This window comes from Aeromonas ichthyocola, from assembly GCF_046087985.1.
GTDB classification, from domain to species: domain Bacteria; phylum Pseudomonadota; class Gammaproteobacteria; order Enterobacterales; family Aeromonadaceae; genus Aeromonas; species Aeromonas rivipollensis.
The window spans coordinates 346,559-372,838 of record NZ_JBJSWH010000003.1 but is presented as its reverse complement, the minus strand read 5'-3'; the positions used below and the strand labels follow the sequence as shown (position 1 = coordinate 372,838).

Here is a 26,280-nt window from a genome sequence, read left to right as displayed (position 1 = left end):
TAACACGCATGAACCTGAACCTCCTTGTTCAGTGACGGATGTAGGCGGTACGCGCCGTTAATGGCATCAGGGGCCCTGATTCGAATGCGTCTTGTGCGCCATTCTGCCGGGCGGGGACATAGCCTGCTTTTGGCAAACATGCTGGGAGGCATATCACATTTTCCTCGTCTAAGTGCGCCAACTCCGTTAGACTGCGCCTCTATTCTTTCCCCTTTGCTCTGCTCCCCGGGGAAATCGTTGTTTTCTCTATAGGCCCAGATCCTGTGAGATGGCATCGGCTCAGCAGAGGAGCCCCACCACAGATCCCCGGCGCCCCTATCCCTAGCAGGTAATTATGAGTTTTACTTCCCTCGGTCTGGCCGAACCCTTGTTGCGTGCCGTTGCCGAGCAAGGCTACGACACCCCGTCTCCCATCCAGCAACAAGCGATCCCGGCCGTCCTGGCTGGCCGTGACCTGATGGCCGCCGCCCAGACCGGGACCGGCAAGACCGCAGGCTTTACCCTGCCGATGCTGCAGCGCCTCACCGAGAGCAAGCGCAAAGTATCCCCGAACCGCATTCGTGCCCTGGTGCTGACTCCGACCCGCGAGCTGGCTGCCCAGGTGGGCGAGAGCGTGCGCAACTACGGCAAGCACCTGCCGATCCGCAGCCACGTCGTCTTCGGCGGCGTCAGCATCAACCCGCAGATGATGGCAACCCGCCGTGGTCTGGACGTGCTGGTGGCCTGCCCGGGCCGCCTGATGGATCTCTACAACCAGAACGCCGTCAAGTTCGACGAAGTCGAGATCCTGGTGCTGGACGAAGCGGACCGCATGCTCGACATGGGCTTCATCCGCGACATCCGCAAGATCCTCGCCCTGATGCCGAAGAAGCGCCAGAACCTGCTCTTCTCCGCCACCTTCGCCGACGAGATCCGCGAGCTGGCCACCGGCCTGCTGGACAACCCGGCGGTGATCGAAGTGGCCCCGCGCAACAGCACCGCCGAGCGTATCGAGCAGCTGGTGCACCCCTGTGACAAGGCCAACAAGATCGCGCTCTTGAGCCACCTGGTCACCAGCAACGACTGGCAGCAGGTACTGGTGTTCACCCGTACCAAGCACATGGCCAACCGTGTTGCCGAGACCCTCGACAAGAACGGCGTCAGCGCCGCCGCCATCCACGGCAACAAGAGCCAGGGTGCCCGTACCCGTGCCCTGGCCGGTTTCAAGGAAGGCAGCGTCAAGGTGCTGGTGGCGACCGACATCGCCGCCCGTGGTCTGGACATCGACAAGTTGCCGCAAGTGGTCAACTTCGAGCTGCCCAACGTGGCGGAAGACTATGTGCACCGTATCGGTCGTACCGGCCGTGCCGGCGCCGCCGGTCACGCCATCTCCCTGGTGGCGGCCGATGAAGGCAAGCTCATCAAGGCCATCGAGCGTCTGACCAAGCAGAACATCAAGTGCGAGCAGGTGGCTGGCTTTGAAGCCTCCCGCGAGACCCTGGACAACATCGCCCGTGGCATTGGCGCGCCGCTGCGCAAAGAGCCGCGCGATCCGAGCGAAGAGCGCCGTGCGCCGCGCCCGCAGGGTCAGCGTCAGGGGGCCGGTCGCTCCGGCAATGCTGGCGGTGCACGCACCGGTGGCAACGCGGGCAAGCCCAAGCCGCAAGGTGGCCAGCGTCCCGCCGAGGGTGCCGCCAAACCGGCTCAGGCCCGTCGTCCCCGCCGCGCCAGCCACAACCAGTAAGCGGCTCGGGAGCCAGGCTCCCCGGCTGTTCGGTTGCTAAAAAAGCCCCGCCAATCTGGCGGGGCTTTTGTCTTTCTGGCCGGTCGTGAAGCGGTCAAGAGATGAGCGCCGTGATCAAGATATGGGCCGCACTCACCAGGATCACGCTGAAGGTCAGCCCCATCCCCGCCACCCGATAGCGGAAGTTCTCCGGCGTGCGGCTCATGCCAAAGGCGTGGCAGAGGCGGCCGCACAACAAGCTGGCTCCCAGCAGATGGACAAGCCAGGGGGTCTGGCTCCGAGGCTTCGACAAAATAGATGAGCAGCAGGGCCAGGGGAACATACTCGGCAAAGTTGGCATGCACCCGCATGGCTCGCAGCATGGCGGGATCTTCCCCGTGCCCCAGCGCCACCCCGCGGCTGTGGCGGGTGCGAATGGTGCGCACGCTGAGCAACACAAAGAGCAGGGCGAGCAGGGCTGCGTAGATGGGCACTATGGTCATGGTATCTGGCTCTCGAGTGGATGTGTTTGCTTTGATATTGCTTGGCGCCTCAATGGCTTGACTCTGAGGGTAGCAGCAAGATGTGGCGAGTTGGCGAGAAACCCGAAGCATCATTGCCACCCTTGCTGCTGTTTGTCAGCCAGTGCAAAACCTATGGTCTGCCTTATAGCTTTACTGATTATCTGATGCTGGTGGACTGGACAGGTCGCTCCATAAGAGCAGACAAGCGTGGCCATATTTCAGCTATCTTGCTTCCATCCTGTCGCGGTTGGGGCTGGATGAGATTCGCTGGCTGAAGCGGGTGACGCTGCTCAGCTGCCAAGGCAACAGAGTGGTGGGTGAAGGGACTATTGCCAGTGATTTGCCCGACACTGTGGCCAGCAGCGGTGTCACCAGCCGCTACTTTGATGCGTCAGCCCCTGCTTTATCTCAAAATCAGACATTTCCCTTGTGTTGGTCATGGTCTGTCTAAATAAGGGGTTCCAACCCAATCTGACCAGTTTGCCTTCTCCGCGCATATCCCTTGCATCGACATCCATCACAGCAGAGATAACCAACCAAGACGCACCGCTCAGAAAGGTGGTAAAAAGGTGGGTGTCCTAAATACTTCGTTTAAAGCCAGTTTGCTCTCCAATATTCAGGGGGAAGTGGGTAAGTCCACTGCCAACTGGATAGGGGATCAAGGCATTAAATTTGATGCTGCCAACAGCCCGTTGGTAGAGGCTGGGAAAATCGCCGCCCATGGGATGACCAGCGGCGCCATTGCCGAGATCACCGGTGGCAACTTTGCGGCGGGGGCTGCAGGCGGTGCCATGTCGGAACTAGCCAGCAGTTGGAGCATGCAGGCCTTTGACAACCCAGAGCATCAAGTTGCCTTGAACAAGTTGTTGGGTGGTCTTGCAGCATCCGCAGTTACTGGAGATGAAAACAATTTTGACACCGGCGCAGACCGGGCGGAGACGGTGCATAGGTATAACTACCTCAGCCACCAACAAAAGGCACAAAGAGATAAAGAGTTGTCTAACTGCACCACCCCCTAAGCCTGTTTGCAAACTCGGGTTAAATGGGCTGCTATCGATCTGGGACAGGATGGGAGCTTTGCGGCGGGAATGGCTGCGGGAGTACCTGCCAGTCTGTATGAAACGGCTGAAGGGATAGTGAAAGCAGCCAGCAGCCCCATAGAAACCCTTGATGCGCTGAAGGCACTGTTTAACAGTGGTGATGCATTGGGAAAAGTCTCGGATGTAATGAAGCAATCTTACATTGCACGGATCGAGAAGCTGAAAGCTGAATACCAGAAAGCCGGAGTCAGCGGCTCATTCAACGCTGGGGTTGAAAGCGGTAAGCTGGTGACCGATATCGCGGGTCTGGTTGCTGGCGGTGCCGGTTTGGCGAAAGGTGGGGTTCTGGTTGTCACTAAAGTGACGGGCAAGGCCACTTCGGTTGCTTTGGATGCGTTAGGCGGAGGGCTGACCAGCTATGAGTTGCTGGTCAAAAATGGTGGCACATTTGCCAGCAATGGCCGTCCTCTGATGGATTTTCGGACGTTAACCAATGCGCAAAAAGGGGTAATTGGCGATGTGTTGGTTCGCAGAAGATCCAGCAGGCTATCCCTGGTGCGCAGGAAATAGGCCGAGTTCCCGGAGTGGGTCAAACTGGTATTGATGGTTTGTACAAAATCGATAAACCGGGTGTGGATTATCTTGTGGTGGAGTATAAGTTCGGCTCGTCAAAACAAGGGATGACCAAGGATGGTTTACAAGGGAGTGATGGTTGGCTATTGGGTAGTAAGACTAATTACAACCGAATATTAGAGTCGGCTGGAAACAATGAGCGCTTAGCCGACAATATAATTAAATCAATGGATGCAGGTAGAATAGAGAAGTGGTTGGTGCATACGGATCCTCACGGTAGAGTGACTGTTGGTATTATGGGCAAGGATGGGAAACTTATTTCAAATTCCGATGTGTCATAAAAAATAATGGGGAATAAGAAATGATTAGAGCGACTGAAGGAAGTCAGCATTACTGGGATGAGTGGGTAATTTATGGCGATGAGTCTATAGCTGATTTTTTTAGTCAGAGCTGTTTGCCATCAGAAAATAAAGAGTATAGGCCTCAATTTTTATTTGAAATAGTGAAAAAAAATTGGCACCAAATACTTCGCCGCTATTCACGAGGTGATGGCATTAAAGAGCTGGCCCAATATTTTCCGCCCTTGCTAGACGCTTGGGAGGAGTCCGAACGATTGGGCCGAGACGTTTTTACCGAGCAACAGCAATACACTCGTCATGCTTGGCAAGTAAACCTTGACCATTATATCGTCTGCTTCTGGCTTGTTGGATTGGCGTTGGCGTTGGAAATCCCCGATGAACAGTGGCAACGTTTACTGGCGTTGATTGGCAATGAGGGCGAGGATGCTTTGCTTGATCGAGTGATCGCCAGCCGCCAGCAAGGGCGAACAATTGGCGAAGCGCTCTGCCACCCCAAGCCTTATCAGCGGTTACTTAACGCCATAGATGCTCCCGTAGAGCAACAGCCGTGTCTACTGGCTGAGTTTGTTGAAAACTGGTACCGAGAGCTGGACCGCCCCGCTAAACCGGGGAATGTACCAGCCACTGCTATGTATGAGCGTCCATATTGGTATACCTATGGCGATAAGAATTTTGAGGGGGGCGCATATTTTGGACGGTGGTGTGTAGAGGCTGTTGCAGCAGTCAAAGCATTTGGATTGGATGATAGTTTGTGCCTTGGCCATGAACATTACCCTGGCGATTTATTGCGCCCGGATGGGCCGAGTACTCACCCAGTGCTCCCCGAGGCCGAAGAACAACCGGAGGTTTCTTCTCTTGCCACAATACCAGCCAAAAACTGGTTCAAGAAGTTGTTAGGGCAGTAAGGGCGTATTGGAACACACATCTTTTTGATAGAGCCCCGCCATTTGGCGGGGCTTCTTGTTCCAGGGGCTGGGAGTCGTCACTCCCCATAGAGTCTGATCTGCAGCACATTGGCGATGGCGCTGCCGTTCCAGTGGTATTCCAGATGCTGGGTCTGGTGAATCTTGGTGATAAGGCGGGGGCGGTAGAGCACATAGCAGTCGTGGCCGCTGTGGCGCACCGAGCGGTAGTGGATGCCGTCCGCCCCGCCGCGCTTCTGCTCCTGGGCGAAGGCCTGGGAGTGGCCATAGTCGGTGGCGTGATAGAGGGGGGAGGTGAGGTAACCATCCCCCCGGATGTCGACGAGCTTGGCGCAAAACTCGGTGTGCAGCACCCGCATCTGCAGCTTCTGGGGCGGTTCATTGGTGTAGCCGAAGACCCGCTCCTGGTGATAGACGGTCTCTTTCACCGCGGTGTCGAGCAGGGGGGCGCAGTAGTAGCCGCCAAAGTCCCCCGTCGTGAAGCGGGCCCCCTCCGGATTGAGGTGGGTGAAGGCGGCCATCACATAGTTGCCACCGGCCAGTCCCACCAGCCAATCCTCTTTCGGTACTCGCGCCAGCTCCCCGGCCTCTTCCCGCAGGCGATCGTTGGTCAGGGCCTCGACGGCCCAGACCGCCTCCAGCTCGTCCGCGTTGGCCACGTCCTCATAGAGGCAGATGGGGGGATAGCGGCTAGGGATGATGCGAAAGGCCTGCTGATCCTGCAGCTCGCTCGATTGCGGCATCGCGGACATCAGGCCATGCCTCCACGCCAGGCGTGCAGGCGGTTGGCCACTTCATAGAGATCGGCTACGCGGCCCCCCTGCATGACATCCATGGCGCTGCGCCCGGCGAAGAAGGGGTGGCTGCTCGGCTTGCGCACCCAGCCGTAGATGCTCTCATCGACGCTGAACAGCACCCGCAGGCTCTTGTGGATGTTGAGGATGTAGCTCATCCGCTCCTGCAGATCGGCGCTGAGCCGGATGCCACCGCTCGCCTCCTTGTACTTGCTCAAGGTCGAACGGGAAGAGATACCGAGCAGGGTCAGCTGTTCATCCGTGCTGCACCGCCATTTGTCCAGAATGCGGAACACCACCGGCAGCGCCTTGCTGGGATCGACGGCAGTGTCCCGGTGGTTGGCTTGTGCTGTGGCGACCATGGCTCCTCCTTATGGGTTGTATCGGGGCGAACCTCGGTGTGAGTTTGCCTTGTCCTCAGTATGGCGAAGTTGTCCATATATGTACACATATGTGGCATTTTGTTCACATCGGGACGCGGGTAGAGATGGGGCGGCAGGTGCGGCGTCCCATCGCTGGGCGGGCAAATGACGAGAGGCCCCGCCAACCAGGTTGGCGGGGCCTCTCGCGCGGGACAGGGAAAGGTTGCGGCTTAGAGCGCGGGCAGCATGCCGAGGCTGACGCTCACCTGGACGCCAACGATCAGCACCCCCATGGCGCCGGCCAGGCCCAGGGCCAGCACGCCGCCCGGGACACGGTAGTGGTGCGCCTCGGCCTGCTTGCGGCTCTGCCACACCAGGGCCACCGGCAGCAGCACCGCCAGCACCGCCAGGGCAATGGCGGCGTAACCCAGCGCCATGATGAAGCCTTGCGGGAAGTAGAGCGCGAACAGCAGAGGGGGCACGAAGGTGATCATGCCGGTCTGGCTGCGGCCCTGCCAGTTGTCCTTGCGGCGGGTGACCTTGGCCATGAAGTCAAAGAGCCCCAGGGTCACCCCGAGGAAGGAGGTGGCGAGCGCCAGATCTGCAAACAGGTGCATCGCCTGATTGAACGCCGGCCAGCTGACCAGGTTGCCGACGCTGGCGAGCAGGCTGTCGAGCGCCCCGCCGGTCTGGATCAGGGTCTGCTGACCGAGCAGGCCGAGGATGGCTACCTGCCACAGCACATAGAGGATGAGCGGTAGGGCAGAGCCCCACACAAAGACCCTGCGCAGCTGCTTGGGGCAGTCGCCCAGGTAGAGCATGACGCTCGGGATGGAGCCGTGGAAGCCGAACGAGGTGAAGATGACCGGCAGGCCCGCCAGCAGCAAGCCCTGACCGAGCGGCATGGAGAGCAGATGTTGCCCCTCGGCGCGGGGCAGCAGCAGTGCCAGCACCCCTACCATGATCACCAGTTTGACGGTGAACATCAGTCGATTGAGGTAATCCACCTGTTTGGTGCCGACGCACACCATGCCGCCAAACAGCAGGGTGAAGGCCCAGGCCGCCTGCTCCTGGCTGACGGTGGTGCCCGCATCCGCCAGCGCCTGTGCCAGCAGGCTGCTGCCGCCGCTGATGTAGGCGGAGGCCAGGGAGTAGAACAGCATCAGTATGCAGAAGGAGGCGATGCGCTTGCCCCAGGGGCCGAGCAGGTGATCCGCCAACTGGTGCAGGTACCACTTGCCGGTATTGAGGCTGGCCTCCACCTGCAGCATGGCGGTGAAGGCCATCAGGGCCCAGAGCCCGACCATCAGCAGCAAGGTGGCGGGGCCGCCGAGCGACGAGGAGGCCAGCGGCAGGGCGAGCATGCCGGCGCCTATGGTGGTGCCGGCTATCAGCAGGGTGCAACCCAGGGTTTTGGTGTTCATGGTGTCCATCCGAATCGAGAAACTGCGCCGTTAAAAGCAGTGTCAGTGGCGTGTCGGCAGGCGCCTCCGGGGATAAGGGAGGCTAGCAATATCGGAGTGAACCCATCGTTACGAAAACCTGTGGGTTGTAAAAGATGGTTGCCACGTTAGCGGATCAAAATAGTTGGATACAAGCGTGTTAAAGGCGGTTTTTGTACTGGCGGTGGGCATAGAATAAGTGGAAATAAAAGATGACAGGAGTGCGGGGGTTTGACTGGTGAAAAAACGCGCCGGCTGGCGGACCTGGTCGCAGTTTATACGGCGCACGACTGTTTCTCGTAGGAGAGGATCTAGCGGCGGCGCTTGAGGGTGCGGCTCACATAGTGCAGACCGCAGCTGTATTCGCCGTTCACCGCCTTGAGGCCAGCTCCAGCGCCTGGCTGCCAGGGCGTCGTGCTGCTGGGGCAGGGAGTTGATGCCAAAGGGGAGGAAGTCGAGCAGGCGATCGTCCCCGAAGGTGGCCATGGCCAGCCGGCTCATATCGGTCTCTTGTTCCTGCTCTAACCCAGCAAGTTTGTCGAGCACCCCCTCCATCAGGATGTAGGAGGTGGTGATCAGCGCCTCCGGGCAGCTTGACCGAGCTGCTGATGCAGCGTTTGATCAGGCGGTAGCCCTCGAGGCGGGAGAAGTCGGCCCCTCGCACACAGATGGCAAGCCGTGCTGTGGCTGGCGACGCCTGCTCGAAACCGGCGCGGCGCTCCTGGCTGATCGTAAGGCCCGGCAGCGCTGTGATCAGGGCCACGTGGCGAAGGGCGGGGGTGAGCAGGGAGGCGGTGAGATCGCAGCTCGCCTTCTGGTTTTCACTCGCCACAGTGATGAAGTGCTCGGCGGCCAGGGCCCGGTCTATGGCCAGGATCTGCACGCCATGGGTCTGCTGCTCCCGATAGAAGGGGTCCGCCGGCGGCAGGCAGCTCGCCACCAGCAGGGCATCCACATGGCGGCTGACCAGCATTCGGGCCAGCTCCTTCTCGGTCTCCGGCTCGTCTTCCGAGCAGACGATCAGCAGCTGATAGCCCTGAGCCCGGGCGCCTTGCTCGAGGCGCTTGGCGAGCTTGGCGTAACTGGCGTTCTCAAGGTCCGGCAGGATGAAGCCCAGGGTCCTGGTCTGGCCACCGCGCAGGGAGGCGGCGCGGCTGTCCGGCTGATAGTTGTGGGCCAGGACCACGGCCATCACCTTGTCACGGGTGGCCTGGCTGATGCGATATTGATCCGCCTTGCCGTTGATCACATAGCTGGCGGTGGTACGCGAGACACCGGCCAGGGCGGCGATTTCATCCAGTTTCATCATATTGGCTCTGTTTGAGTTGCAAGGCCCGCGACGGTTTCAGGTGGGGGCACCGAAAAGTGTGCGCGGGATCATATCATTGAAAAGCACTCTCAGTGGGATCTTGAACAATTGGCTGAAACGATTCAGTCTGAGTGTAAGTGAAACGATTCAGCTTGTCAGTAAGCGATGAATGTTCGACCAGGAAATGCCGCAGCGGCATCCCTGGGGGAAGATTCCCGTCTATTGTCAGCAGGCAAATTACCCGAAATCCAAGTTGAGTTGAGCCGGTGTGCCGCGAGGCGAAGCCGGACCTGATGGAGAATCTCTATGTTGAAGTTGGCGCGACAGCAAATCCTGCTGGGACAATCGGTGACGACCAAGGCGGACGCCATCGCCCTGCTGGCAGGCAAATTGACCGAAGCGGGTCTGGTGGAAGCCGGTTATGTGGATGGCATGCTGGCGCGGGAAGCCCAGCACGCCACCTACCTTGGCAGCGGCATCGCCATTCCTCACGGCACCACGGACACCCGCCATCTGGTCAAGAGCACAGGTGTCATGGTGGCCCAGTTCCCCCAGGGCATCGAGTGGGATGAGGGGCAGACTGCCTATGTGGCCATCGGCATCGCCGCCAAGTCCGACGAGCATCTGGGCATCCTGCGCCAGCTCACCCATGTACTGGGTGACGAGCAGGCGGCCGAGGCCCTTAAAAATGCCACCGATGCCGACACCATCATCAATATCCTGACCGGGGCAACGACCGCCAAAGAGGTGCAATACCTGACCCTGGCGGACTTCCCGGCCGACGATCGCGACCAGCTGCTGCTGGGAGCCGCCGCCCGCGCCAAATCCGCCGGCTGGGGGGAGGCCGCCATGGTGACCTCCCTGCTGGCAAGCGAGCCGGCCTATCTGGGGGATGGCGTCTGGCTGGCCCGTGCGCAAGCGGCCCAGACCGGCTGGGTCGTGGCGATTCCGAGCAGTGCGCTGAGCGCAGGGGAGCTGCCGGTCAGCGCCCTGTTGCTGCTGTGCGCCGCAGACAGCAGCCATCTGCCCCAGCTGGATAACTTGGCCAAGTTGGCTGCCGCCGGTCAGCTCGCAACTCTTGCCGGCAGCGACGGTCTGGCCATGCTGCAATCGGGCCCGGCGAGCGGTCTCTCAGAGACCTTCACCATCATCAACCCCCATGGCCTGCATGCCCGCCCGGGCGCCATGCTGGTCAAGGTGGCCAAGGAGTTTGCATCCGACATCCGGGTGGCGAACCTGGATGGCAGCGGCGAAGCCGTCTCCGCCAAGAGCCTGATGAAGGTCATCGGCCTTGGTGTCAAGTGTGGTCACCGTCTTGCGTTCCGTGCCGAAGGGGCGGATGCCGAGGCGGCCCTCAAGGGCATAGGCGAAGCCATTGCCGCCGGTCTGGGCGAGGGGGCACTCTCATGACACTAATGACCATCACCCTCAACCCAGCGCTGGATCTCACCGCCCGTCTGGGCACCATGAGCCTGGGGGAGGTGAACCTGGTGAGCGAGGCTTCCTTGCGCGCCGCGGGCAAGGGGATCAACGTCGCCATGGTCCTGAAAGATCTCGGCCGTGACGTGGGCCTGACCGGCTGGCTCGGCGAGGATAACCAGCAGAGCTTCGTCTCCCTGTTTGCCGAACGCTCACTGGCCGATCACTTCGTGCGCGTGGCGGGCAGCACCCGCATCAACGTCAAGATCTCCGAGCAATCGGGTCGGGTCACGGATCTCAATCTGCCGGGGCTCACCATCCACGAAGGGGAAGTGAGCGCGCTGGAGGCCGAGATAGAGAAACTGGCGCCGCGTGCCGACTGGTTCGTGCTGGCGGGCAGCCTGCCCAAGGGGGTCGAGCCTGGCTACTGCGCTAAGCTCATCAGCCTGCTCAAGGCCAAAGGCAAGCAGGTGATCTTCGATTGCAGCGGCGCGGCCCTGAGCGAGGGCATCAAGGCGGCGCCGACCCTGGTCAAGCCCAATCTGGAAGAACTTGAGCAATGGGCAGGTCGCCCCATCAAGACCCTGAGCGATCAGGCCGACTGTGCCCGCGCCCTGCAGGCCGCCGGTATCCCCCATGTGGTGATCTCCAATGGCGCCGACGGCCTCATCTGGTTTGGCCCCGATGCCGTCTGGCAGGCCATTCCGCCGCGCATGAATGTCGTCAGCACTGTGGGTGCCGGCGACTCCTTGGTGGCGGGGCTGGCCCATGGTCTCAGCCTTGGCTGGGCGCCGGAGCAGACCCTGCGCCTGGCCACCGCCGTCTCTGCCTTGGCGGTGAGTCAGGTGGCGGTCGGCTTTGACGATATCAAGGTACTCACCCCCTTACTCGAGCAGGTGCGCGTGCAGCGTCTGGATGACCTGGCACCGGCTCAATCCAATCCCCTTTCGATGACACACTCAGGAGATGCCCAATGAAAGCAATTCTGGTTACGGCTTGCCCGGCGGGCATTGCCACCAGCTTTCTCGCTGCAAAACGGATAGAACAGCAGGCCAAGCTGGCGGGCTGGGAGCTCACCCTCGACGTCGGCTCCAGCGTGCAGCCCCGCCAGGTTCCCTCGAAAGAGCAGATTGCCGCCGCCGAACTGGTGCTGGTAGTCGCTAGTGCCCCTGTGGATCTCGCCGCCTATGACGGCAAGCGCCTCTATCAGGGCAGCATGGATCTGGCGCTGCAGGATCCGGCCGCCCTGTTGGAAGCCGCCGCGAGCGGTGCCAGCCTCTATCGCCATCAGGCCGCGTCCGTGGTTGCCACTGCCGCTCCCAAGGCGACCACAGGTGCCAAGCGCATCGTTGCCGTCACCGCCTGCCCGACCGGCGTGGCCCACACCTTTATGTCGGCGGAAGCGCTGGAGACCATGGCCAAGCAGCTGGGCCATCAGATCCGTGTCGAGACCCAGGGTTCGGTCGGTGCCCAGAACGCCCTGACTGCGGATGAGATAGCCGCCGCCGATCTGGTGTTCCTCGCTACCGACATCGAGGTGGACATGGCCCGCTTCGATGGCAAGCCCGTCTATCGCACCAGCACGGGGGCTGCGCTCAAGAAGACCCGCGCCGAGCTCGACAAGGCCTGGACAGAGGCGAAGATCTATCGCCACAGCGGCGCCGCCGCGGTCAAGAAAGAGGAGAAGGCCGGCCCCTACAAGCACCTGCTGACCGGTGTCTCCTTCATGCTGCCCATGGTGGTGGCCGGTGGCCTCATCATCGCGCTCTCCTTCATCTTCGGCATAGAGGCGTTCAAGGAAGAGGGCACCCTGGCGGCTGCCCTGATGAAGATTGGCGGCGGCTCCGCCTTCGCCCTGATGATCCCGGTGCTGGCCGGCTACATCGCCTACTCCATCGCCGACCGTCCCGGTCTCGCCCCCGGCATGATTGGCGGTATGCTGGCAAGTTCGCTGGGCGCCGGTTTCCTCGGTGGCATAGTCGCCGGTTTCCTCGCCGGTTACAGCGCCAAGTACCTGAGTGACAAGGTGCGCCTGCCGGTGACCCTGGAAGCGCTCAAGCCCATCCTCATCATTCCGCTGTTTGCCAGCCTGTTCACCGGCCTGGTCATGATCTACGTGGTGGGCGGCCCCGTTGCCGGCATCATGAATGCCATGACAGAGTTCCTGAACAACATGGGCTCCGCCAACGCCGTGCTGCTGGGTGTCATCATAGGCGCCATGATGTGCTTCGACATGGGTGGCCCGGTCAACAAGGCGGCCTACGCCTTCGGGGTCGGCCTGCTCGCCTCCAAGACCTATGCCCCCATGGCTGCCGTGATGGCCGCTGGCATGGTGCCGGCCCTGGGGATGGGGATAGCCACCTTCCTGGCCAGCAAGAAGTTCATCAAGGCGGAGCAGGAAGCGGGCAAGGCCTCCTTCGTGCTGGGTCTGTGCTTCATCTCCGAGGGGGCCATTCCCTTCGCGGCCAAGGATCCGATGCGGGTCATCCCGGCCTGCATGGTGGGCGGTGCCCTGACAGGTGCGCTTTCCATGCTGTTCGGTTGCGAACTGGTGGCGCCCCACGGCGGTCTGTTCGTGCTCTTCATCCCGAACGCCATCAGCCACGTGATGATGTACATACTGGCGATTGCCGCAGGCTCGCTCCTGACCGGGGTCTCCTACGCCATGCTCAAGCGCGGCGAGGAGCAGGCCAAGCTGGCAACGGCCTGACTGGCATCCCTCCGATGAATGACAAGGCGGCCTGCGGGCCGCCTTTTGTTTTGGTGGGCAGGAAGGAGGGTAGGGAAGGGGTCAGAAATCCCAGCCGGGTTGCGATGGCGGCTCGACGGGGTCACCCTCTCTGGCCTTGCGGCGGGCGGCGTCGACCCGCGCCTTGCGGTTACGGCACAGGCGCATCACCTCCTGCTGCTGAGTCGGTGTCATGACCTGCCAGTTGAATCGCTCTTCCCGGCTGCGCAGGCACCCCTTGCAATATCCCTTGTTGTTCACTTCGCAGACCCCGACACAGGGGCTTGTCAGGGGGAAGATTTCGAGCTGTTCCATCCACGACCTCTCACATCTTGTCACCTTGTTATAACCCAGAAGATCCCCTTTGGAGAAATAGGGCGCCCGGGGGCGGATGGCGTTTGCTTTCCCCCGGCAAATTTGGCATCTTCCCCGCCGAACATGATGCTCGGTGTTATATGAGGACATATGAATAAACATGCGTACTGGCTTGCCGCCGCCGTCGTGGGGCTGGCCGGTTGTGCGGGCAACCCTGAACCCGCCAAGGTGCCCCAGAAGAAGGCGGGAATCCAGATGTTTTCTGAACTGCGAGGTGCCCGAGAATCTGGGCAAGCAGTATCTGGATGGTGCCCTGCCCGGGGATCTGGTGCGGGTGGAGCGGGTCAACAGTCGCCAGCGTGCCGACTACAGCAAGTTCGGCCCCCAGAGCCGACTGGTGCTGGAGCGCTCCGGCAAGATGACCCGCCGCTATGGCGAGCTCTATCGCCAGCTTTCCCGCTGGGTGGCCAATGGCGGTGATCCTGCCCATATCACCCAGTACGGCATCAGCCTGGCCCAGCTCGGCGGTGCCGATCGCATGGGCAACGTGCTCTTCACCGGCTACTACTCGCCGGTGCTGGAGGTGCGCCACCGCCCGGATGCCAAGTACAAGTACCCCATCTATGCCATGCCCAAGTGTGGTGGCCGCTGCCCGAGTCGTGCCGAGATCCATCAGGGGGCCCTGGCCAACCGTGGTCTGGAGCTGGGTTACAGCAAGTCCCTCATCGACAACTTCCTGATGGATGTGCAGGGCTCCGGCTTCGTGCACTACGGGGATGACGACAGGTTGCAGTACCTCGGCTACAGCGGCAAGAACGGCCACGGCTATGTCAGCATAGGTCGGGTGCTGATCGACCGGGGCGAGGTGCCCAAGGAGCAGATGTCCATGAAGGCCATCAAGGAGTGGGCGAACCGCCAGCCGGAGGCGAACGTCAAGGAGCTGGTGGAGCAGAACCCCTCCTACGTCTTCTTCGAACGTCGCCCCACCAACGACGTGGTGGGCGCCGCCGGCATTCCGCTGCTGCCCATGGCGGCGGTGGCCGCCGACAAGACGCTGCTGCCCATGGGGACACCTATCCTCGCGGAAGTGCCGCTGCTCGACAAAGCCGGCAACTGGACCGGCAAACACCAGCTGCGCCTGCTGATCGCGCTGGATGTGGGCGGCGCCGTGAAGAAGGGTCACCTCGATCTCTATCACGGCATGGGGGAGAAGGCCGGTGTGGCCGCGGGTCACTACAAGCACTTTGGCCGGGTCTGGAAGCTGGGCCTGCACCAGGGGCCGACCGCCGCTCCCTGGTTATGACCCTGTGAGGGTTCGGGCGCCTGCGCAGGGCGCCCTGATCAGATGACCCAACAAAAAGCCGCCGGATTGCTCCGGCGGCTTTTTGTTGGGTGCGATTCAACCTTGGGTGGGGTCAATCCTTCTGGATATCCAGCCGGATGGCACCGACCGGTTTGCAGCAGCAGGGCAGGCACTCCCCAGGGGAGACAAACGCCAGCGGCACGCTGGGGTAGTGCACTCTGCCTGCCAGCAGCGGGGTGCGGCAGGCGCCGCAATAGCCGCTGCGGCACTGGAACTCCACCCTGTGACCGTGGCGCTCCAGGGTATCCAACAGGCTCTCGCCGGGATGGGCGTGCAGGACGCCATCCTGGGTATGCACTCGTGGCGAACCCGCCTCGCTCTGCGCGGAGGCAGAGCAGGGGGCAGGGGGTAGCATGTTGGTGGCGTCACTCACGGCGCGACGTCACCGAGGTCATCAGGATAAACCTCATCACAGCTCGAAGTCACCGAGATCGTCTGCATGCACTTCGCTGTCGATCTGGCCGACCAGGTAGGAGCTCACTTCCACTTCCTGGGGGGCGACCTGCACGTTGTCGGACGACAGCCAGGTGTTGATCCAGGGGATGGGGTTTTGCTTGGCGCCGGCGAAGGCTGGCTGCAGACCGACCGCACTCATGCGCAGGTTGGTGATGTACTCCACGTACTGGCAGAGGATGTCCTTGTTCAGGCCTATCATGGAGCCGTCCTGGAACAGGTACTCGGCCCACTCCTTCTCCTGAATGGCGGCTTCCTTGAAGATCTCGAAGCAGGCTTGCTCGCACTCGGCGGCGATCTCCGCCATCTCGGGATCGTCCTGGCCGGTGCGCATCAGGTTCAGCATATGCTGGGTGCCGGTCAGGTGCAGGGCCTCGTCGCGGGCGATCATCTTGATGATCTTGGCGTTGCCTTCCATCAGCTCGCGCTCGGCGAAGGCAAAGGAGCAGGCGAAGCTGACGTAGAAGCGGATCGCCTCCAGGGCATTGACACTCATCAGGCACAGGTAGAGCTTCTTCTTCAGCCCCCGCAGGGTGATGGTCAGCTCGCGCTCACCCACCCTGTGGGTGCCTTCCCCGTGCAGATGATAGAGGGCGGTCGCCTCGATCAGATCGTCGTAGTAGTGGCTGATGGAGCCGGCACGCTTCAAGATCTGCTCGTTGGTGATGATGTCGTCGAACACCTGCCCCGGATTGTTGACGATGTTGCGGATGATGTGGGTGTAGGAGCGAGAGTGGATGGTCTCGGAGAAGGCCCAGGTCTCGATCCAGGTCTCCAGCTCCGGGATGGAGACCAGCGGCAGCAGCGCCACGTTCGGGCTGCGACCCTGGATGGAATCCAGCAGGGTCTGGTACTTCAGGTTGGAGATGAAGATGTGCTGCTCGTGGGGCGGCAGGGCCTGGTAGTCGATGCGATCGTGTGACACATCCACCTCTTCCGGACGCCAGAAGAAGGAGAGTTGCTTCTCGATCAGCCGCTCAAAGATGTCATGCTTTTGCTGATCATAACGGGCCACGTTGACCGACTGGCCGAAGAACATCGGCTCCTTGAGCTGGTCGTTCTGGGTCTGGCAGAAAGTTGAATAAGCCATGGTGATTTGAATGTCTTGAATGAGAGGAAACAGGAGGGCGGGAGCTTCATGCTCCCGCCCGGTTCATCAGATCGTGCTGCGACTTATATTTTACAAGCCCCGCCGGCGCAACCGTCGTCTTGCAGATCGGTCTGGGCATCGTCCGCACCATCACGGGTGTTGTGATAGTAGAGGGTCTTGAGGCCGTATTTGTAGGCGGTCAGCAAGTCCTTGAGCAGCTGCTTCATCGGGACCTTGTTGCCTTCGAAACGGGCCGGGTCGTAGTTGGTGTTGGCGGAGATCGCCTGATCCACAAACTTCTGCATGATACCGACCAGCTGCAGGTAACCGTCGACGCTCGGCTGCTTCCACAGCAGTTCGTACTGATCCTTCAGGCGATGGTACTCGGGCACCACCTGCTTGAGGATACCGTCCTTGGAGGCCTTGACCGAGACCAGGCCGCGCGGCGGCTCTATGCCGTTGGTGGCATTGGAGATCTGGCTGGAGGTCTCGCTCGGCATCAGGGCGGTCAGGGTGGAGTTGCGCAGACCCACTGTCTTTATCTCTTCACGCAAGGACTCCCAGTCCAGGTGCAGCGGCTCGTTGCACAGCACATCCAGATCCTTTTTATAGGTATCTATGGGCAGGATACCCTGGGCGTAGGTGGTCTCGTTGAAGGCCGGGCAGGGGCCGAACTCGCGGGCCAGCTGCACGGATGCCTTCAGCAGGTAGTACTGGATCGCCTCGAAGGTGCGGTGGGTCAGGGCCAGACCTGAGCCGTCGGAGTAGCGGGCGCCGTTCTTGGCCAGGTAGTAGGCGTAGTTGATGACGCCTATCCCCAGGGTGCGGCGGTTCATGCTGCCCTTCATCGCGGCCTTGAGCGGGTAGTCCTGATAGTCGAGCAGGGCATCCAGGGCGCGCACCGCCAGATCCGCCATCTCTTCCAGGTCTTCCAGCTTCTCGATGGCGCCGAGGTTGAAGGCAGACAGGGTGCACAGGGCGATTTCGCCCTCTTCGTCATCCACGTTGTTGAGCGGCTTGGTGGGCAGCGCAATCTCGAGACAGAGGTTGGACTGGCGCACCGGGGCCACGCTCGGATCGAAGGGGCTGTGGGTGTTGCAGTGATCCACGTTCTGGATGTAGATGCGACCAGTACCGGCGCGCTCCTGCATCATCAGGGAGAAGAGATCCACCGCCTTGAGGGTCTTCTTGCGAATGGACGGATCCTGCTCGTACTTGACGTAGAGCTGCTCGAACTTGTCCTGATCCGCGAAGAAGGCGTCGTACAGACCCGGCGCATCGGACGGGGAGAACAATGTGATGTCGCCGCCCTTGATGAGGCGCTGGTACATCAGCTTGTTGATCTGTACCCCGTAGTCCATGTGACGGACCCGGTTCTCTTCCACGCCGCGGTTGTTCTTCAGGACCAGCAGGCTCTCCACCTCGGTGTGCCACAGGGGGTAGAAGAGGGTGGCGGCACCGCCGCGCACGCCGCCCTGGGAGCAGCACTTCACGGCAGTCTGGAAGTACTTGTAGAAGGGGATGCAGCCGGTGTGGAAGGCTTCGCCGCCACGGATGGGGCTGCCCAGGCCACGGATGCGGCCGGCGTTGATGCCGATGCCTGCGCGCTGGGAGACGTAGCGCACTATGGCGCTGGCGGTGGCATTGATGGAATCCAGGCTGTCATCGCACTCGATCAGCACGCAGGAGCTGAACTGACGAGTCGGGGTGCGCACGCCGCTCATGATGGGGGTGGGCAGGGAGATCTTGAAGGTCGAGACCGCATCGTAGAAACGCTTGATGTAGTCCAGACGGGTATCTTTCGGATACTTGGAGAAGAGGCAGGCCGCCACCAGTATGTAGAGGAACTGCGGGCTCTCGTAGATCTCGCCGGTGACGCGGTTCTGCACCAGGTACTTGCCTTCGAGCTGCTTGACGGCAGCGTAGGAGAAGTCCATGTCACGCCAGTGATCCAGGTAGCCGTTCAGCTCCTCGAATTCGGCCTGGGTATAGTCGGTCAGCAGGTGCTTGTCGTACTTGCCCATGTCTACCAGACGGGCGACGTGCTGGTAGAGGTGGGGCGGCTCGAACTGGCCGTAGGCCTTCTTGCGCAGGTGGAAGATGGCCAGGCGGGCGGCCATGTACTGGTAATCCGGGCTCTGTTCGGAGATCAGGTCAGCAGCGGCCTTGATGACGGTTTCGTGGATATCGGCGGTACGGATACCGTCATAGAACTGGATGTGGGACTTGAGCTCCACCTGGGAGACCGACACGTTGTCGAGCTTCTCGGCGGCCCAGTCGAGCACGCGGTGAATTTTATCCAGATCGATGGGTTCTTTGTGGCCGTTACGCTTCGTCACAAACAAGTTCATTGGCTGATGACCTTTAGTTGATTCCCGAAAAACCATGGCGCCACGCATCCAGGGTTCCCTTCTCTAGGGTGGCCTGGGGGCGAAGTGCGCCATGAATCACAAGATATAGTGTTATTTTAAATTCGAACTACAAGATAGTGAGGTCGGCACGGCATTGCAATCTGTGGATAACGCATTAGCTGTGGATAAATTGTGGGTGTTCGGGCTCGAGTTAGTGACTGCTCACAGTGAGTGGGTTTTCATCCGTCCGATCCGGCAAATGCAAGTCCGATGATCGAAGATGGAAAATTTAAATAACTTTTTTTGCTTGCGAAAAGAGGGTGTTTTTACTAGCAAATTCAGCCTGGTTATCCCTTGTGCAGCCAGGGTCAAAAGCTGTCCTGTCCCCGCAGGCATGCAGTTGTCATCCCCTCAAAACAGGGGGCGCATCTGCGCCCCCTGTCATTGCCATTGTGCGGCTCGGTGAATGAGTGGCGTGCTCATCTGGGAACCTTCTGACGCTAAAGCTGCCCGGATGATCCATCTATAAGCGTTATGCAGAACAGTGCCGGCACAGGACTGGCTCAGCTCAGCTCGTAGCGCAGCCAGTGGTGCTGGGCCTGCCTTGTAGGGCGTCGAACTGCAGATACATACCCCGATGTTCCACTTATACCGTTTATGCAGTGCAGTGCAGTGCAGTGCTGGTCTGGCTCAGCTCAGCTCGTAGCGCAGCCAATGGTGGAGGGCCTGCACAGTGTCGAACTGCAGATCCGCCCCCCAGTCGGCGGTATCCTCGTCATCGCTCAGATAGCCCCAACCCGCCACCGCGGTACGCATGCCGGCGTTGCGCCCCGCCTCTATGTCCCGCACGTGATCCCCCACATAGAGACACTGGCTCGCCTCGACCCCGAGCCGCTCGCAGGCAAAGAACATGGGGGCGGGGTCGGGCTTGCGCACCGGCAAGGTATCGGCGCTGACCGTCACGCCGCAACTGGCCAGCGCCGGCAGGGCCGCCAAGAGCGGCTCGGTGAGAAAGCCCGGCTTGTTGGTGACTATGCCCCAGGGCAGTTTCTTCTCATCGAGCCACTCGATGAGATCCAGCATCCCCTCATAGGGACGGGTGCCGACGCAGAGGTTGGCCGCGTAATGGTCGAGCAGGGCGGTGCGAAGGCGCGTGGCCCCCAGCTCTTCCAGCAGATCGTCGCCGAGGCCCGCCTTGAGCAGCCCGAGCGCCCCGTGGGAGGTGGTCTGGCGGATGATGGCCTCGGGCAGCGGGGCAAAGCCTTCGCTTATCAGCACATGGTTGACGGCGGCACCGAGATCCGGGGCCGTGTCGAGCAGGGTGCCGTCCAGATCGAACAGCACGCAGCGCAGGGGCGCCTTGCCGGTGTTCATCAGACTGACTCCGGGCGCACGAAGGCCACCATGTAGTTGACGTCGACGTTCTTGCCGAGCTTGAAGCTGTTGGAGAGCGGTGCGTAGTGCACCCCGCTCATGTCCCGCACCAAGAGGCCCGCGGCTTCACCCATGCGACACAGCTCGGCGGGGGTGATGAACTTTTTGTGATCGTGGGTGCCCTTGGGCACCATCTTCAGCAGGTACTCGGCCCCCAGGATCATCATCAGGTAGGCTTTCGGGTTGCGATTGATGGTGGAGACGAACACCTTGCCCCCCGGACGCACCAGGGTGGCGATGGCGCGCAGCACTGAGGCCGGATCCGGCACGTGCTCCAGCATCTCCATGCAGGTGACCACATCATACTGGCCAGGGGCCTCGTCCGCGTGGGCTTCGGCGGTCATCTGGCGGTATTCGAGCTCCACCCCCTGTTCGAGGGCGTGCAGACGGGCGACCCCGAGGGGCTCCTTGCCCATGTCGATGCCGGTCACGCGAGCACCACGGCGGGCCATGCTCTCGGAGAGGATGCCGCCACCGCAGCCGATGTCGAGCACGCGTTTGCCAAACAGGCCGCCGCTCTTGTCGGTGATCCAGTCAAGGCGCACCGGGTTGATTTGATGCAGGGGTTTGAACTCGCCCTCCATGTCCCACCAGCGGGAGGCGATGGCTTCAAATTTGGCGATTTCTGTCAGATCGACATTGGCATCACTGTTCATTTTTTGATGATCCTGTGGCAGGGCGCGCAGCGGGCAGGGCGCGCGCAATCTATTGTCCTGGCGGGCATTATAACGGACGGACTTGGTCACACCAGCCCGACGTGTTACCCGGATTTGTGGCTTAAGGTATTTGGCTCAGTGTGTTACCATGTCGCGCTGTTTAAGCCAAAGAACAACTAATTAGGGATTAAGGCTTTCTATGAGCGATCTGGCCAGAGAGATCACGCCGGTCAACATCGAAGAAGAGCTCAAGAGTTCCTATCTGGATTACGCCATGAGCGTGATCGTAGGACGAGCTCTGCCGGATGTGCGTGATGGCTTGAAACCGGTTCACCGCCGCGTTCTGTTTGCTATGAACGAGTTGGGGAACGACTGGAACAAGCCCTATAAGAAATCGGCCCGTGTGGTCGGTGACGTAATCGGTAAATATCACCCGCACGGCGACAGCGCCGTGTATGACACCATTGTCCGGATGGCGCAGGATTTCTCCATGCGTTACATGCTGGTCGATGGTCAGGGCAACTTCGGCTCGGTCGATGGCGACAACGCTGCGGCCATGCGTTACACCGAAGTGCGGATGGCGCGCATCTCCCACGAGTTGCTGGCCGATCTGGACAAAGAGACAGTGGACTGGGTGCCGAACTACGACGGCACCGAGATGATCCCGGCTGTCATGCCCACCAAGGTACCCACCCTGTTGATCAACGGCTCCTCCGGTATCGCGGTGGGCATGGCGACCAACATTCCTCCTCATAACCTCACCGAGATAGTCAACGGCTGTCTGGCGTTGATCGAGAATGGCACCCTCACCATTGACGAGCTGATGACCTATGTCACCGGGCCCGATTTCCCCACCGGCGGCATCATCAACGGGCGTTCCGGCATCATACAGGCCTACCGCACCGGTCGCGGCTCCGTCTATGTGCGGGCCAAGGCCGAGGTGGAAGTGGACGAGAAGACGAGTCGCGAGACCATCATCGTTCACGAGATCCCCTATCAGGTGAACAAGGCGCGGCTGATTGAGAAGATCGCCGAGCTGGTCAAAGAGAAGAAGGTCGAGGGCATCAGTGCCCTGCGCGATGAGTCTGACAAAGACGGCATGCGCATCGTTATCGAGATCAAGCGCGGCGAGTCCGGCGAGATTGTGCTGAACAATCTCTACAAGCACACCCAGATGCAGACCACGTTCGGCATCAACATGGTGGCGCTCGATAACAACCAGCCCAAGGTGATGAACCTCAAAGAGATCCTGGATGCCTTCCTGCTGCACCGCCGTGAGGTGGTGACTCGCCGGACTGTGTTCGAACTGCGCAAGGCGCGGGATCGGGCGCACATCCTGGAAGGTCTGGCGGTGGCGCTGGCCAACATAGACCCCATCATCGAGCTGATCCGCCACAGTGCGACCCCGGCGGATGCGAAAGCGGGCCTGGTTGCCAAGGGCTGGGAACTCGGCAACGTGGCCGCCATGCTGGAAAAAGCGGGCGACGACGCGGCTCGGCCGGAGTGGCTGGAGCCGGAATTCGGTATCCGTGAAGGGCAGTACTTCCTGACCGAGATCCAGGCCCAGGCCATCCTTGACCTGCGTCTGCACAAGCTGACCGGCCTCGAGCACGAGAAGATCCTGGAAGAGTACCAATCTCTGCTGGATCTCATCGCCGAGCTGCTGTTCATCCTGGCAAGCCCGGAACGCCTGATGGAAGTGATCCGCGATGAACTGCTGGCCGTGCGCGAGCAGTATGGCGACGAGCGTCGCACCGAGATCAGCATGTCCAGTGCCGAGATCAACATCGAAGATCTGATCACCCCGGAAGACGTGGTCGTCACCCTGTCTCACCAGGGCTATGTGAAGTATCAGCCGCTCTCCGACTACGAGGCCCAGCGCCGCGGTGGTCGTGGCAAGTCGGCCACCCGGATCAAGGAAGAGGACTTTGTGGAGCGTCTGCTGGTGGCCAACACCCACGACACCATTCTGTGCTTCTCCACCCGTGGCAAGGTCTACTGGCTCAAGGTCTATCAGCTGCCGGAAGCGTCCCGTGGCGCTCGTGGTCGTCCCATCATCAACCTGCTGCCGCTGGAAGAGGGTGAGCGCATCACCGCCATCCTGCCGGTGAAGGAATATGATGCCGACAAGTACGTCTTCTTCGCCACCGCCAACGGCACCGTGAAGAAGACCAGCCTGTCCGACTTCAGCCGTCCACTCTCCTCCGGTATTCGCGCCATCAACCTCAAAGAGGGTGATGAGCTGATCGGGGTAGACATCACCGACGGCAGCAACGAGATCATGCTCTTCTCCGATGCGGGCAAGGTGGTTCGCTTCGCTGAAGGCAGCGGTCGCGCCGATGTAGCCGATGCGGATGCCAGTGATGACGTCGAGACCGACGACGACGCCGGCAACGACGATGATGGCAGCGACAACGGCGAAGGCACTGAAGGCACCGAAAGCAAGGGTACCTTCAAGGGCGTACGTCCCATGGGTCGTACCGCCGCCGGTGTCCGCGGCATCAAGCTGGCCGCTGGCGACAAGGTGGTTTCCCTTATCGTTCCGCGCGGGATCGGGGCCATCCTCACCGCCACCGAGAACGGTTACGGCAAGCGTACCGCACTCGAAGAGTACCCGACCAAGAGCCGTGGTACCCAGGGCGTTCGCTCCATCAAGGTGGACGAGCGCAACGGCAAGGTGATCGATGCGATCCAGGTCGAAGATACCGACCAGATCATGCTGATCACCAACGGCGGCACCCTGGTCCGTACTCGCGTTGCCGAGGTGAGCGTCATTGGCCGTAACACCGGCGGTGTCCGTCTGATCCGTACCGGTGAAGACGAGACAGTGGTCGGCCTGCAGCGCATCGCCGAGAGCGACGAGGAAGAGAACGACGCTCTGGTCACTGAGGGCATGGCCATCGACGGCGAGCAGGTGGAAGGGGCAGAGACTGCGCCAGACGCCGGTGCTGCCGACGATGCTGGCTCCAGCGAAGAGGGTGTGGCTGACGACGAATAATCGTTACCTGCCTCGATAAAAAAGAGCGGCCCTTGGGTCGCTCTTTTTATTTGTCCTGCCCTTGTCGCCGTTCGCTCCCGCCGTGGCGATCCACCCGAATTCTTCCGAGCCACATCGACGTGAGGGCGCCACTCTGCCCAAGTCTGGGCGCCAGTTCATTCTCATACCCAATCCTTCATCCCGACGTCATCTGGCTGTCATCCCGGCGGGACAGACTGCGGCTGTTCAGGTGGGGCATGACCAAGCGGGCCTGGCGCCTGCATCCATCAACAGGAGCATCTTATGATCAGCTGGGTAATGTGGGAGATCTGGTGGAGCCGGGGTATGGGGCGAACATCAGCAGGATTACTGACAGAGGAGCATGAGGACGAAGTGGCCCATGAGCCATCACGACTGCCCGCCGAATTGACTGCAGGGCAAGGGCACGTACGCGCCTCGGCCAAGGGGTTGATGCCCTGCTTGTCGGCATGGTTAACCTTGTGGTGCGCCGATTAAGGGGAGGCGTTGTGATCCTTGTTGATGCTGTCGTGGCGATCAGAAGAGCCGACGCTTTACCCGGCGGATAAAGCCGTCCCGCCGCAGCTGAAGATGGCGCTTGCCCAGGCCCAAACGTTTGTTGATAAGCCGAAAGCGCTGGGCGAGCAAGTCCGCAAACTGGCCCTCACCGCGCATGCGGGTGCCAAAGGCGGGGCTGTTGAGCCCGCCATCCCGACTGGCTCGCAACTGGTTCAGGATGGCCTCCTTCTGGCCGGGGTAGTGCTCCTCCAGCCAGTCGCTGAACAGGATGGTCAGCCGCGGGCAATCGCAGCAGTATGTAGTCGGCGCTCTGGGCGCCGGCTTCGGCTGCCGCCTTGATGATATGCTCGAGCTCAGGTTCGTTGAGGCGCGGGATCATGGGGCGCCGCCAGCACGCCGACCGGTACTCCTGCCTGTGCCAGCTTTTCAATCACCTTGAGCCGACCCGTGCCTGTGCTTGCTCTGGGTTCCAGCTGACGGCGAAAGGTTTCATTTAATGTCGTCACCGACACCTATCACCTGGCACAGCCCCTCCCGGGCCAGCTCGGCCAGCAGATCGAGATCGCGCAATATCATGGCGCTCTTGGTGATGATCCCCACCGGGTGGCGATGGGCCAGCATCACCTCCAGCAGCTCGCGGGTGAGGCGATAGTGGTGCTCTATGGGCTGGTAGGGATCGGTATTGGCCCCGAGCACTATGGTCTGCGGCTGATAGCCGGGTTTGGCAAACTCCCGGCGCAGCAGCGTGGCCGCATTGAGCTTGGCAAACAGCCTGGTCTCGAAATCCAGGCCGGGGGAGAGCTCCGAATACAGGCTGTACTCGGGTCCAGCAGTAGATGCAGCCGTAGCCCCACAGCCCTGATAGGGGTTGATGGAGCGACCAAAGGGCACATCCGGCGAGCGGTTGAACTGATGATGCTGCGGGCGGTTATCTCCTTCACCTCGGTGCGGGGATCACTGGCGGCAATCTGCTGCTTCCCACTCGGGTTGAGCCCAGCCGTCATCGACCGCGTCGACCCGCTGGCCGCTGAAGCGGTGATCAACATTTTGGAAACTGCCTCGTCCTGCCATAGCGTTACACCTGCACTGTTTATATATACAGTCATCTTGCAAGCCTAGTGCCAGACATCAAGCTCTCGCCATCGCTTCCTTGCTTAAACAGCATGACAAATGGATCTCTTGCTTGATCGCCGCTACATTTCGTTTACATAGACAAAATGCGAACTGGATCACGGAAATCATCATGAAACCCCACTGTCTCCCGCTGGCTGTTTATCGGTGTCATTGCCTGGTCATCTGGCGTCTGCTCCCGCTCTCCACCGAGCAGGAGCTGGCAGCGGCCAACCGCGCCTGGCGCACCGGCCAGTTCGATGAGGCGACCCGGATCTGGCAACCGCTGGCCGATCAAGGCCAACCTCGGGCGCAAGCGCTGATGGGCTGGAGCCGTGACGAGGTGGGGCAGGGCACAGATCAGGACATGGATCGGGCCATCAGCCTCTATCGCCAGTCGGCGCAGGCGGGCGATGCCTTCGGCCAGTACCGGCTGGCGGAGGTCTATCTGCGCGGCGCCGGGGTGAAGCGGGACCTGCGGCAGGCATTTCTCACTCGATGGAGCTGGCGGCCCGCAACGGTGACGTGCCCGCCATGCTGAAAGTCGGTGTGCTGCACCTGATGGGGGTGAGTGGTCGGGTCGATCTGCCCAGGCGAAGCAGTGGCTCTATCAGGCTTCGCAGAAGGGCAACAAGCTTGCGCTTGAAGGTGTTGGAGGAGCTCGCCCTGGCCGAGGAAGGGGAGCAGTGACTTTGACTTCAACTGGCGCCCCTGCTGGGTGAGTGACTGGCAAGCGATTCATTTGGTTGTAGAAAATCTCACCAAACTGCGATTTGACTGTCACAGCCGATACCGCCTACTTCTGGTAGCATGGTCCGG

At 60.9% G+C, this 26,280-nt stretch carries 19 protein-coding genes and 5 pseudogenes; 11 read left to right on the top strand and 13 right to left on the bottom strand.

From position 1 onward, the window contains the following. Positions 1 to 334 precede the first annotated feature (334 nt). On the top strand, positions 335 to 1,723 hold the full coding sequence (locus ACF2JD_RS10545; RefSeq protein ID WP_111910662.1) for a DEAD/DEAH box helicase: 1,389 nt from the start codon (positions 335 to 337) through the stop codon (positions 1,721 to 1,723). Positions 1,724 to 1,817: 94 nt separating this feature from the next. Here the strand turns inward: ACF2JD_RS10545 and ACF2JD_RS10540 are convergent, their stop codons facing one another. Beyond that, a complete protein-coding gene (locus ACF2JD_RS10540) occupies positions 1,818 to 1,961 on the bottom strand; it encodes a hypothetical protein (RefSeq protein ID WP_440987527.1) in 144 nt (47 codons plus the stop codon). 70 nt (positions 1,962 to 2,031) lie between these two features. After that, a pseudogene (locus ACF2JD_RS10535) lies at positions 2,032 to 2,205 on the bottom strand (MAPEG family protein); the annotation flags it as partial. A 590-nt stretch (positions 2,206 to 2,795) separates the two neighbouring features. Here ACF2JD_RS10535 and ACF2JD_RS10530 point away from each other — a divergent pair. The 4 genes from ACF2JD_RS10530 (at position 2,796) to ACF2JD_RS10515 (ending at position 5,103) form a co-directional block, all read left to right on the top strand. Next, the gene (locus ACF2JD_RS10530) at positions 2,796 to 3,245 is read left to right on the top strand and encodes a DUF637 domain-containing protein (RefSeq protein WP_440987377.1); all 450 of its coding nucleotides are present in this window, start codon (positions 2,796 to 2,798) and stop codon (positions 3,243 to 3,245) included. A gap of 117 nt (positions 3,246 to 3,362) precedes the next feature. Further along, positions 3,363 to 3,836, top strand: a complete 474-nt coding sequence (locus ACF2JD_RS10525; protein ID WP_440987376.1) for a hypothetical protein — start codon at positions 3,363 to 3,365, stop codon at positions 3,834 to 3,836. Positions 3,837 to 3,850: 14 nt separating this feature from the next. Further along, positions 3,851 to 4,180 (top strand): hypothetical protein, encoded by a 330-nt coding sequence (locus tag ACF2JD_RS10520; RefSeq protein WP_339385209.1) that lies wholly within the window; start codon positions 3,851 to 3,853, stop codon positions 4,178 to 4,180. Between the two features lie 20 nt (positions 4,181 to 4,200). Continuing rightward, positions 4,201 to 5,103, top strand: a complete 903-nt coding sequence (locus ACF2JD_RS10515) for a PoNi-like cognate immunity protein (protein WP_111910658.1) — start codon at positions 4,201 to 4,203, stop codon at positions 5,101 to 5,103. A gap of 77 nt (positions 5,104 to 5,180) precedes the next feature. Here the strand turns inward: ACF2JD_RS10515 and ACF2JD_RS10510 are convergent, their stop codons facing one another. From ACF2JD_RS10510 to cra, 4 genes and pseudogenes are all read right to left on the bottom strand, one after another. Further along, a complete protein-coding gene (locus ACF2JD_RS10510; protein WP_440987375.1) occupies positions 5,181 to 5,873 on the bottom strand; it encodes an RES family NAD+ phosphorylase in 693 nt (230 codons plus the stop codon). Further along, a complete protein-coding gene (locus ACF2JD_RS10505) occupies positions 5,873 to 6,277 on the bottom strand; it encodes an MbcA/ParS/Xre antitoxin family protein (RefSeq protein ID WP_111910656.1) in 405 nt (134 codons plus the stop codon). Before ACF2JD_RS10505 ends, ACF2JD_RS10510 begins: the two co-directional genes overlap by 1 nt. Before the next feature lie 230 nt (positions 6,278 to 6,507). After that, the gene (locus ACF2JD_RS10500; RefSeq protein ID WP_368169579.1) at positions 6,508 to 7,701 is read right to left on the bottom strand and encodes an aromatic amino acid transport family protein; all 1,194 of its coding nucleotides are present in this window, start codon (positions 7,699 to 7,701) and stop codon (positions 6,508 to 6,510) included. A 329-nt stretch (positions 7,702 to 8,030) separates the two neighbouring features. Further along, positions 8,031 to 9,028 (bottom strand): annotated as a pseudogene (gene cra / locus ACF2JD_RS10495) (catabolite repressor/activator). A 306-nt stretch (positions 9,029 to 9,334) separates the two neighbouring features. Here cra and fruB point away from each other — a divergent pair. From fruB to fruA, 3 genes are read left to right on the top strand one after another with little or no spacing between them, the layout of a single operon-like run. Further along, positions 9,335 to 10,438 carry a fused PTS fructose transporter subunit IIA/HPr protein gene (fruB, locus tag ACF2JD_RS10490; protein WP_440987374.1) on the top strand — a complete coding sequence of 368 codons (1,104 nt, stop codon included), beginning with the start codon at positions 9,335 to 9,337 and terminating at the stop codon, positions 10,436 to 10,438. After that, entirely contained in the window at positions 10,435 to 11,424 is a 990-nt protein-coding gene (pfkB, locus tag ACF2JD_RS10485; RefSeq protein WP_440987373.1) for a 1-phosphofructokinase, read from the top strand. Before fruB ends, pfkB begins: the two co-directional genes overlap by 4 nt. After that, the gene (gene fruA / locus ACF2JD_RS10480; RefSeq protein ID WP_440987372.1) at positions 11,421 to 13,157 is read left to right on the top strand and encodes a PTS fructose transporter subunit IIBC; all 1,737 of its coding nucleotides are present in this window, start codon (positions 11,421 to 11,423) and stop codon (positions 13,155 to 13,157) included. The genes pfkB and fruA overlap by 4 nt, the downstream gene beginning before the upstream one ends. Positions 13,158 to 13,238: 81 nt before the next feature. On the opposite strand, the gene ACF2JD_RS10475 is transcribed toward fruA, so the two are convergent. After that, positions 13,239 to 13,490, bottom strand: coding sequence for a DUF1289 domain-containing protein (locus tag ACF2JD_RS10475; protein WP_111910651.1), 252 nt, complete (start codon positions 13,488 to 13,490; stop codon positions 13,239 to 13,241). A gap of 150 nt (positions 13,491 to 13,640) precedes the next feature. Here ACF2JD_RS10475 and mltA point away from each other — a divergent pair. Then, positions 13,641 to 14,793 (top strand): annotated as a pseudogene (gene mltA / locus ACF2JD_RS10470) (murein transglycosylase A). Between the two features lie 112 nt (positions 14,794 to 14,905). Here mltA and yfaE read toward each other — a convergent pair. From yfaE to ubiG, 5 genes are all read right to left on the bottom strand, one after another. After that, positions 14,906 to 15,226 (bottom strand): class I ribonucleotide reductase maintenance protein YfaE, encoded by a 321-nt coding sequence (yfaE, locus tag ACF2JD_RS10465; RefSeq protein WP_234690337.1) that lies wholly within the window; start codon positions 15,224 to 15,226, stop codon positions 14,906 to 14,908. A gap of 36 nt (positions 15,227 to 15,262) precedes the next feature. Beyond that, a complete protein-coding gene (gene nrdB, locus ACF2JD_RS10460; protein WP_033130037.1) occupies positions 15,263 to 16,396 on the bottom strand; it encodes a class Ia ribonucleoside-diphosphate reductase subunit beta in 1,134 nt (377 codons plus the stop codon). Positions 16,397 to 16,479: 83 nt separating this feature from the next. Then, positions 16,480 to 18,747 (bottom strand): class 1a ribonucleoside-diphosphate reductase subunit alpha, encoded by a 2,268-nt coding sequence (gene nrdA / locus ACF2JD_RS10455; RefSeq protein ID WP_005329715.1) that lies wholly within the window; start codon positions 18,745 to 18,747, stop codon positions 16,480 to 16,482. A gap of 690 nt (positions 18,748 to 19,437) precedes the next feature. Next, positions 19,438 to 20,121, bottom strand: a complete 684-nt coding sequence (locus tag ACF2JD_RS10450; protein ID WP_262110451.1) for an HAD family hydrolase — start codon at positions 20,119 to 20,121, stop codon at positions 19,438 to 19,440. Then, complete coding sequence (gene ubiG / locus ACF2JD_RS10445; protein ID WP_162520018.1) at positions 20,121 to 20,837, bottom strand: bifunctional 2-polyprenyl-6-hydroxyphenol methylase/3-demethylubiquinol 3-O-methyltransferase UbiG; 717 nt, start codon at positions 20,835 to 20,837, stop codon at positions 20,121 to 20,123. Before ubiG ends, ACF2JD_RS10450 begins: the two co-directional genes overlap by 1 nt. A gap of 199 nt (positions 20,838 to 21,036) precedes the next feature. On the opposite strand from ubiG, the gene gyrA reads away from it, so the two are divergent. After that, on the top strand, positions 21,037 to 23,835 hold the full coding sequence (gene gyrA, locus ACF2JD_RS10440; protein ID WP_440987371.1) for a DNA topoisomerase (ATP-hydrolyzing) subunit A: 2,799 nt from the start codon (positions 21,037 to 21,039) through the stop codon (positions 23,833 to 23,835). 534 nt (positions 23,836 to 24,369) lie between these two features. Here gyrA and ACF2JD_RS10435 read toward each other — a convergent pair. Then, positions 24,370 to 25,422, bottom strand: a pseudogene (locus tag ACF2JD_RS10435) (PA0069 family radical SAM protein). A gap of 172 nt (positions 25,423 to 25,594) precedes the next feature. On the opposite strand from ACF2JD_RS10435, the pseudogene ACF2JD_RS10430 reads away from it, so the two are divergent. Beyond that, positions 25,595 to 26,173 (top strand): annotated as a pseudogene (locus ACF2JD_RS10430) (tetratricopeptide repeat protein); the annotation flags it as partial. Positions 26,174 to 26,280: the final 107 nt, after the last annotated feature.

Excerpts from the sequence above, each read along its gene's own strand:
- ACF2JD_RS10545 (WP_111910662.1), top strand. The coding sequence starts at position 335 with ATGAGTTTTACTTCCCTCGGTCTGGCCGAACCCTTGTTGCGTGCCGTT.
- ACF2JD_RS10515 (WP_111910658.1), top strand. The coding sequence starts at position 4,201 with ATGATTAGAGCGACTGAAGGAAGTCAGCATTACTGGGATGAGTGGGTA.
- ACF2JD_RS10510 (WP_440987375.1), bottom strand. The coding sequence starts at position 5,873 with ATGTCCGCGATGCCGCAATCGAGCGAGCTGCAGGATCAGCAGGCCTTT.
- ACF2JD_RS10505 (WP_111910656.1), bottom strand. The coding sequence starts at position 6,277 with ATGGTCGCCACAGCACAAGCCAACCACCGGGACACTGCCGTCGATCCC.
- ACF2JD_RS10500 (WP_368169579.1), bottom strand. The coding sequence starts at position 7,701 with ATGAACACCAAAACCCTGGGTTGCACCCTGCTGATAGCCGGCACCACC.
- fruB (WP_440987374.1), top strand. The coding sequence starts at position 9,335 with ATGTTGAAGTTGGCGCGACAGCAAATCCTGCTGGGACAATCGGTGACG.
- pfkB (WP_440987373.1), top strand. The coding sequence starts at position 10,435 with ATGACACTAATGACCATCACCCTCAACCCAGCGCTGGATCTCACCGCC.
- fruA (WP_440987372.1), top strand. The coding sequence starts at position 11,421 with ATGAAAGCAATTCTGGTTACGGCTTGCCCGGCGGGCATTGCCACCAGC.
- ACF2JD_RS10475 (WP_111910651.1), bottom strand. The coding sequence starts at position 13,490 with ATGGAACAGCTCGAAATCTTCCCCCTGACAAGCCCCTGTGTCGGGGTC.
- nrdB (WP_033130037.1), bottom strand. The coding sequence starts at position 16,396 with ATGGCTTATTCAACTTTCTGCCAGACCCAGAACGACCAGCTCAAGGAG.
- nrdA (WP_005329715.1), bottom strand. The coding sequence starts at position 18,747 with ATGAACTTGTTTGTGACGAAGCGTAACGGCCACAAAGAACCCATCGAT.
- ACF2JD_RS10450 (WP_262110451.1), bottom strand. The coding sequence starts at position 20,121 with ATGAACACCGGCAAGGCGCCCCTGCGCTGCGTGCTGTTCGATCTGGAC.
- ubiG (WP_162520018.1), bottom strand. The coding sequence starts at position 20,837 with ATGAACAGTGATGCCAATGTCGATCTGACAGAAATCGCCAAATTTGAA.
- gyrA (WP_440987371.1), top strand. The coding sequence starts at position 21,037 with ATGAGCGATCTGGCCAGAGAGATCACGCCGGTCAACATCGAAGAAGAG.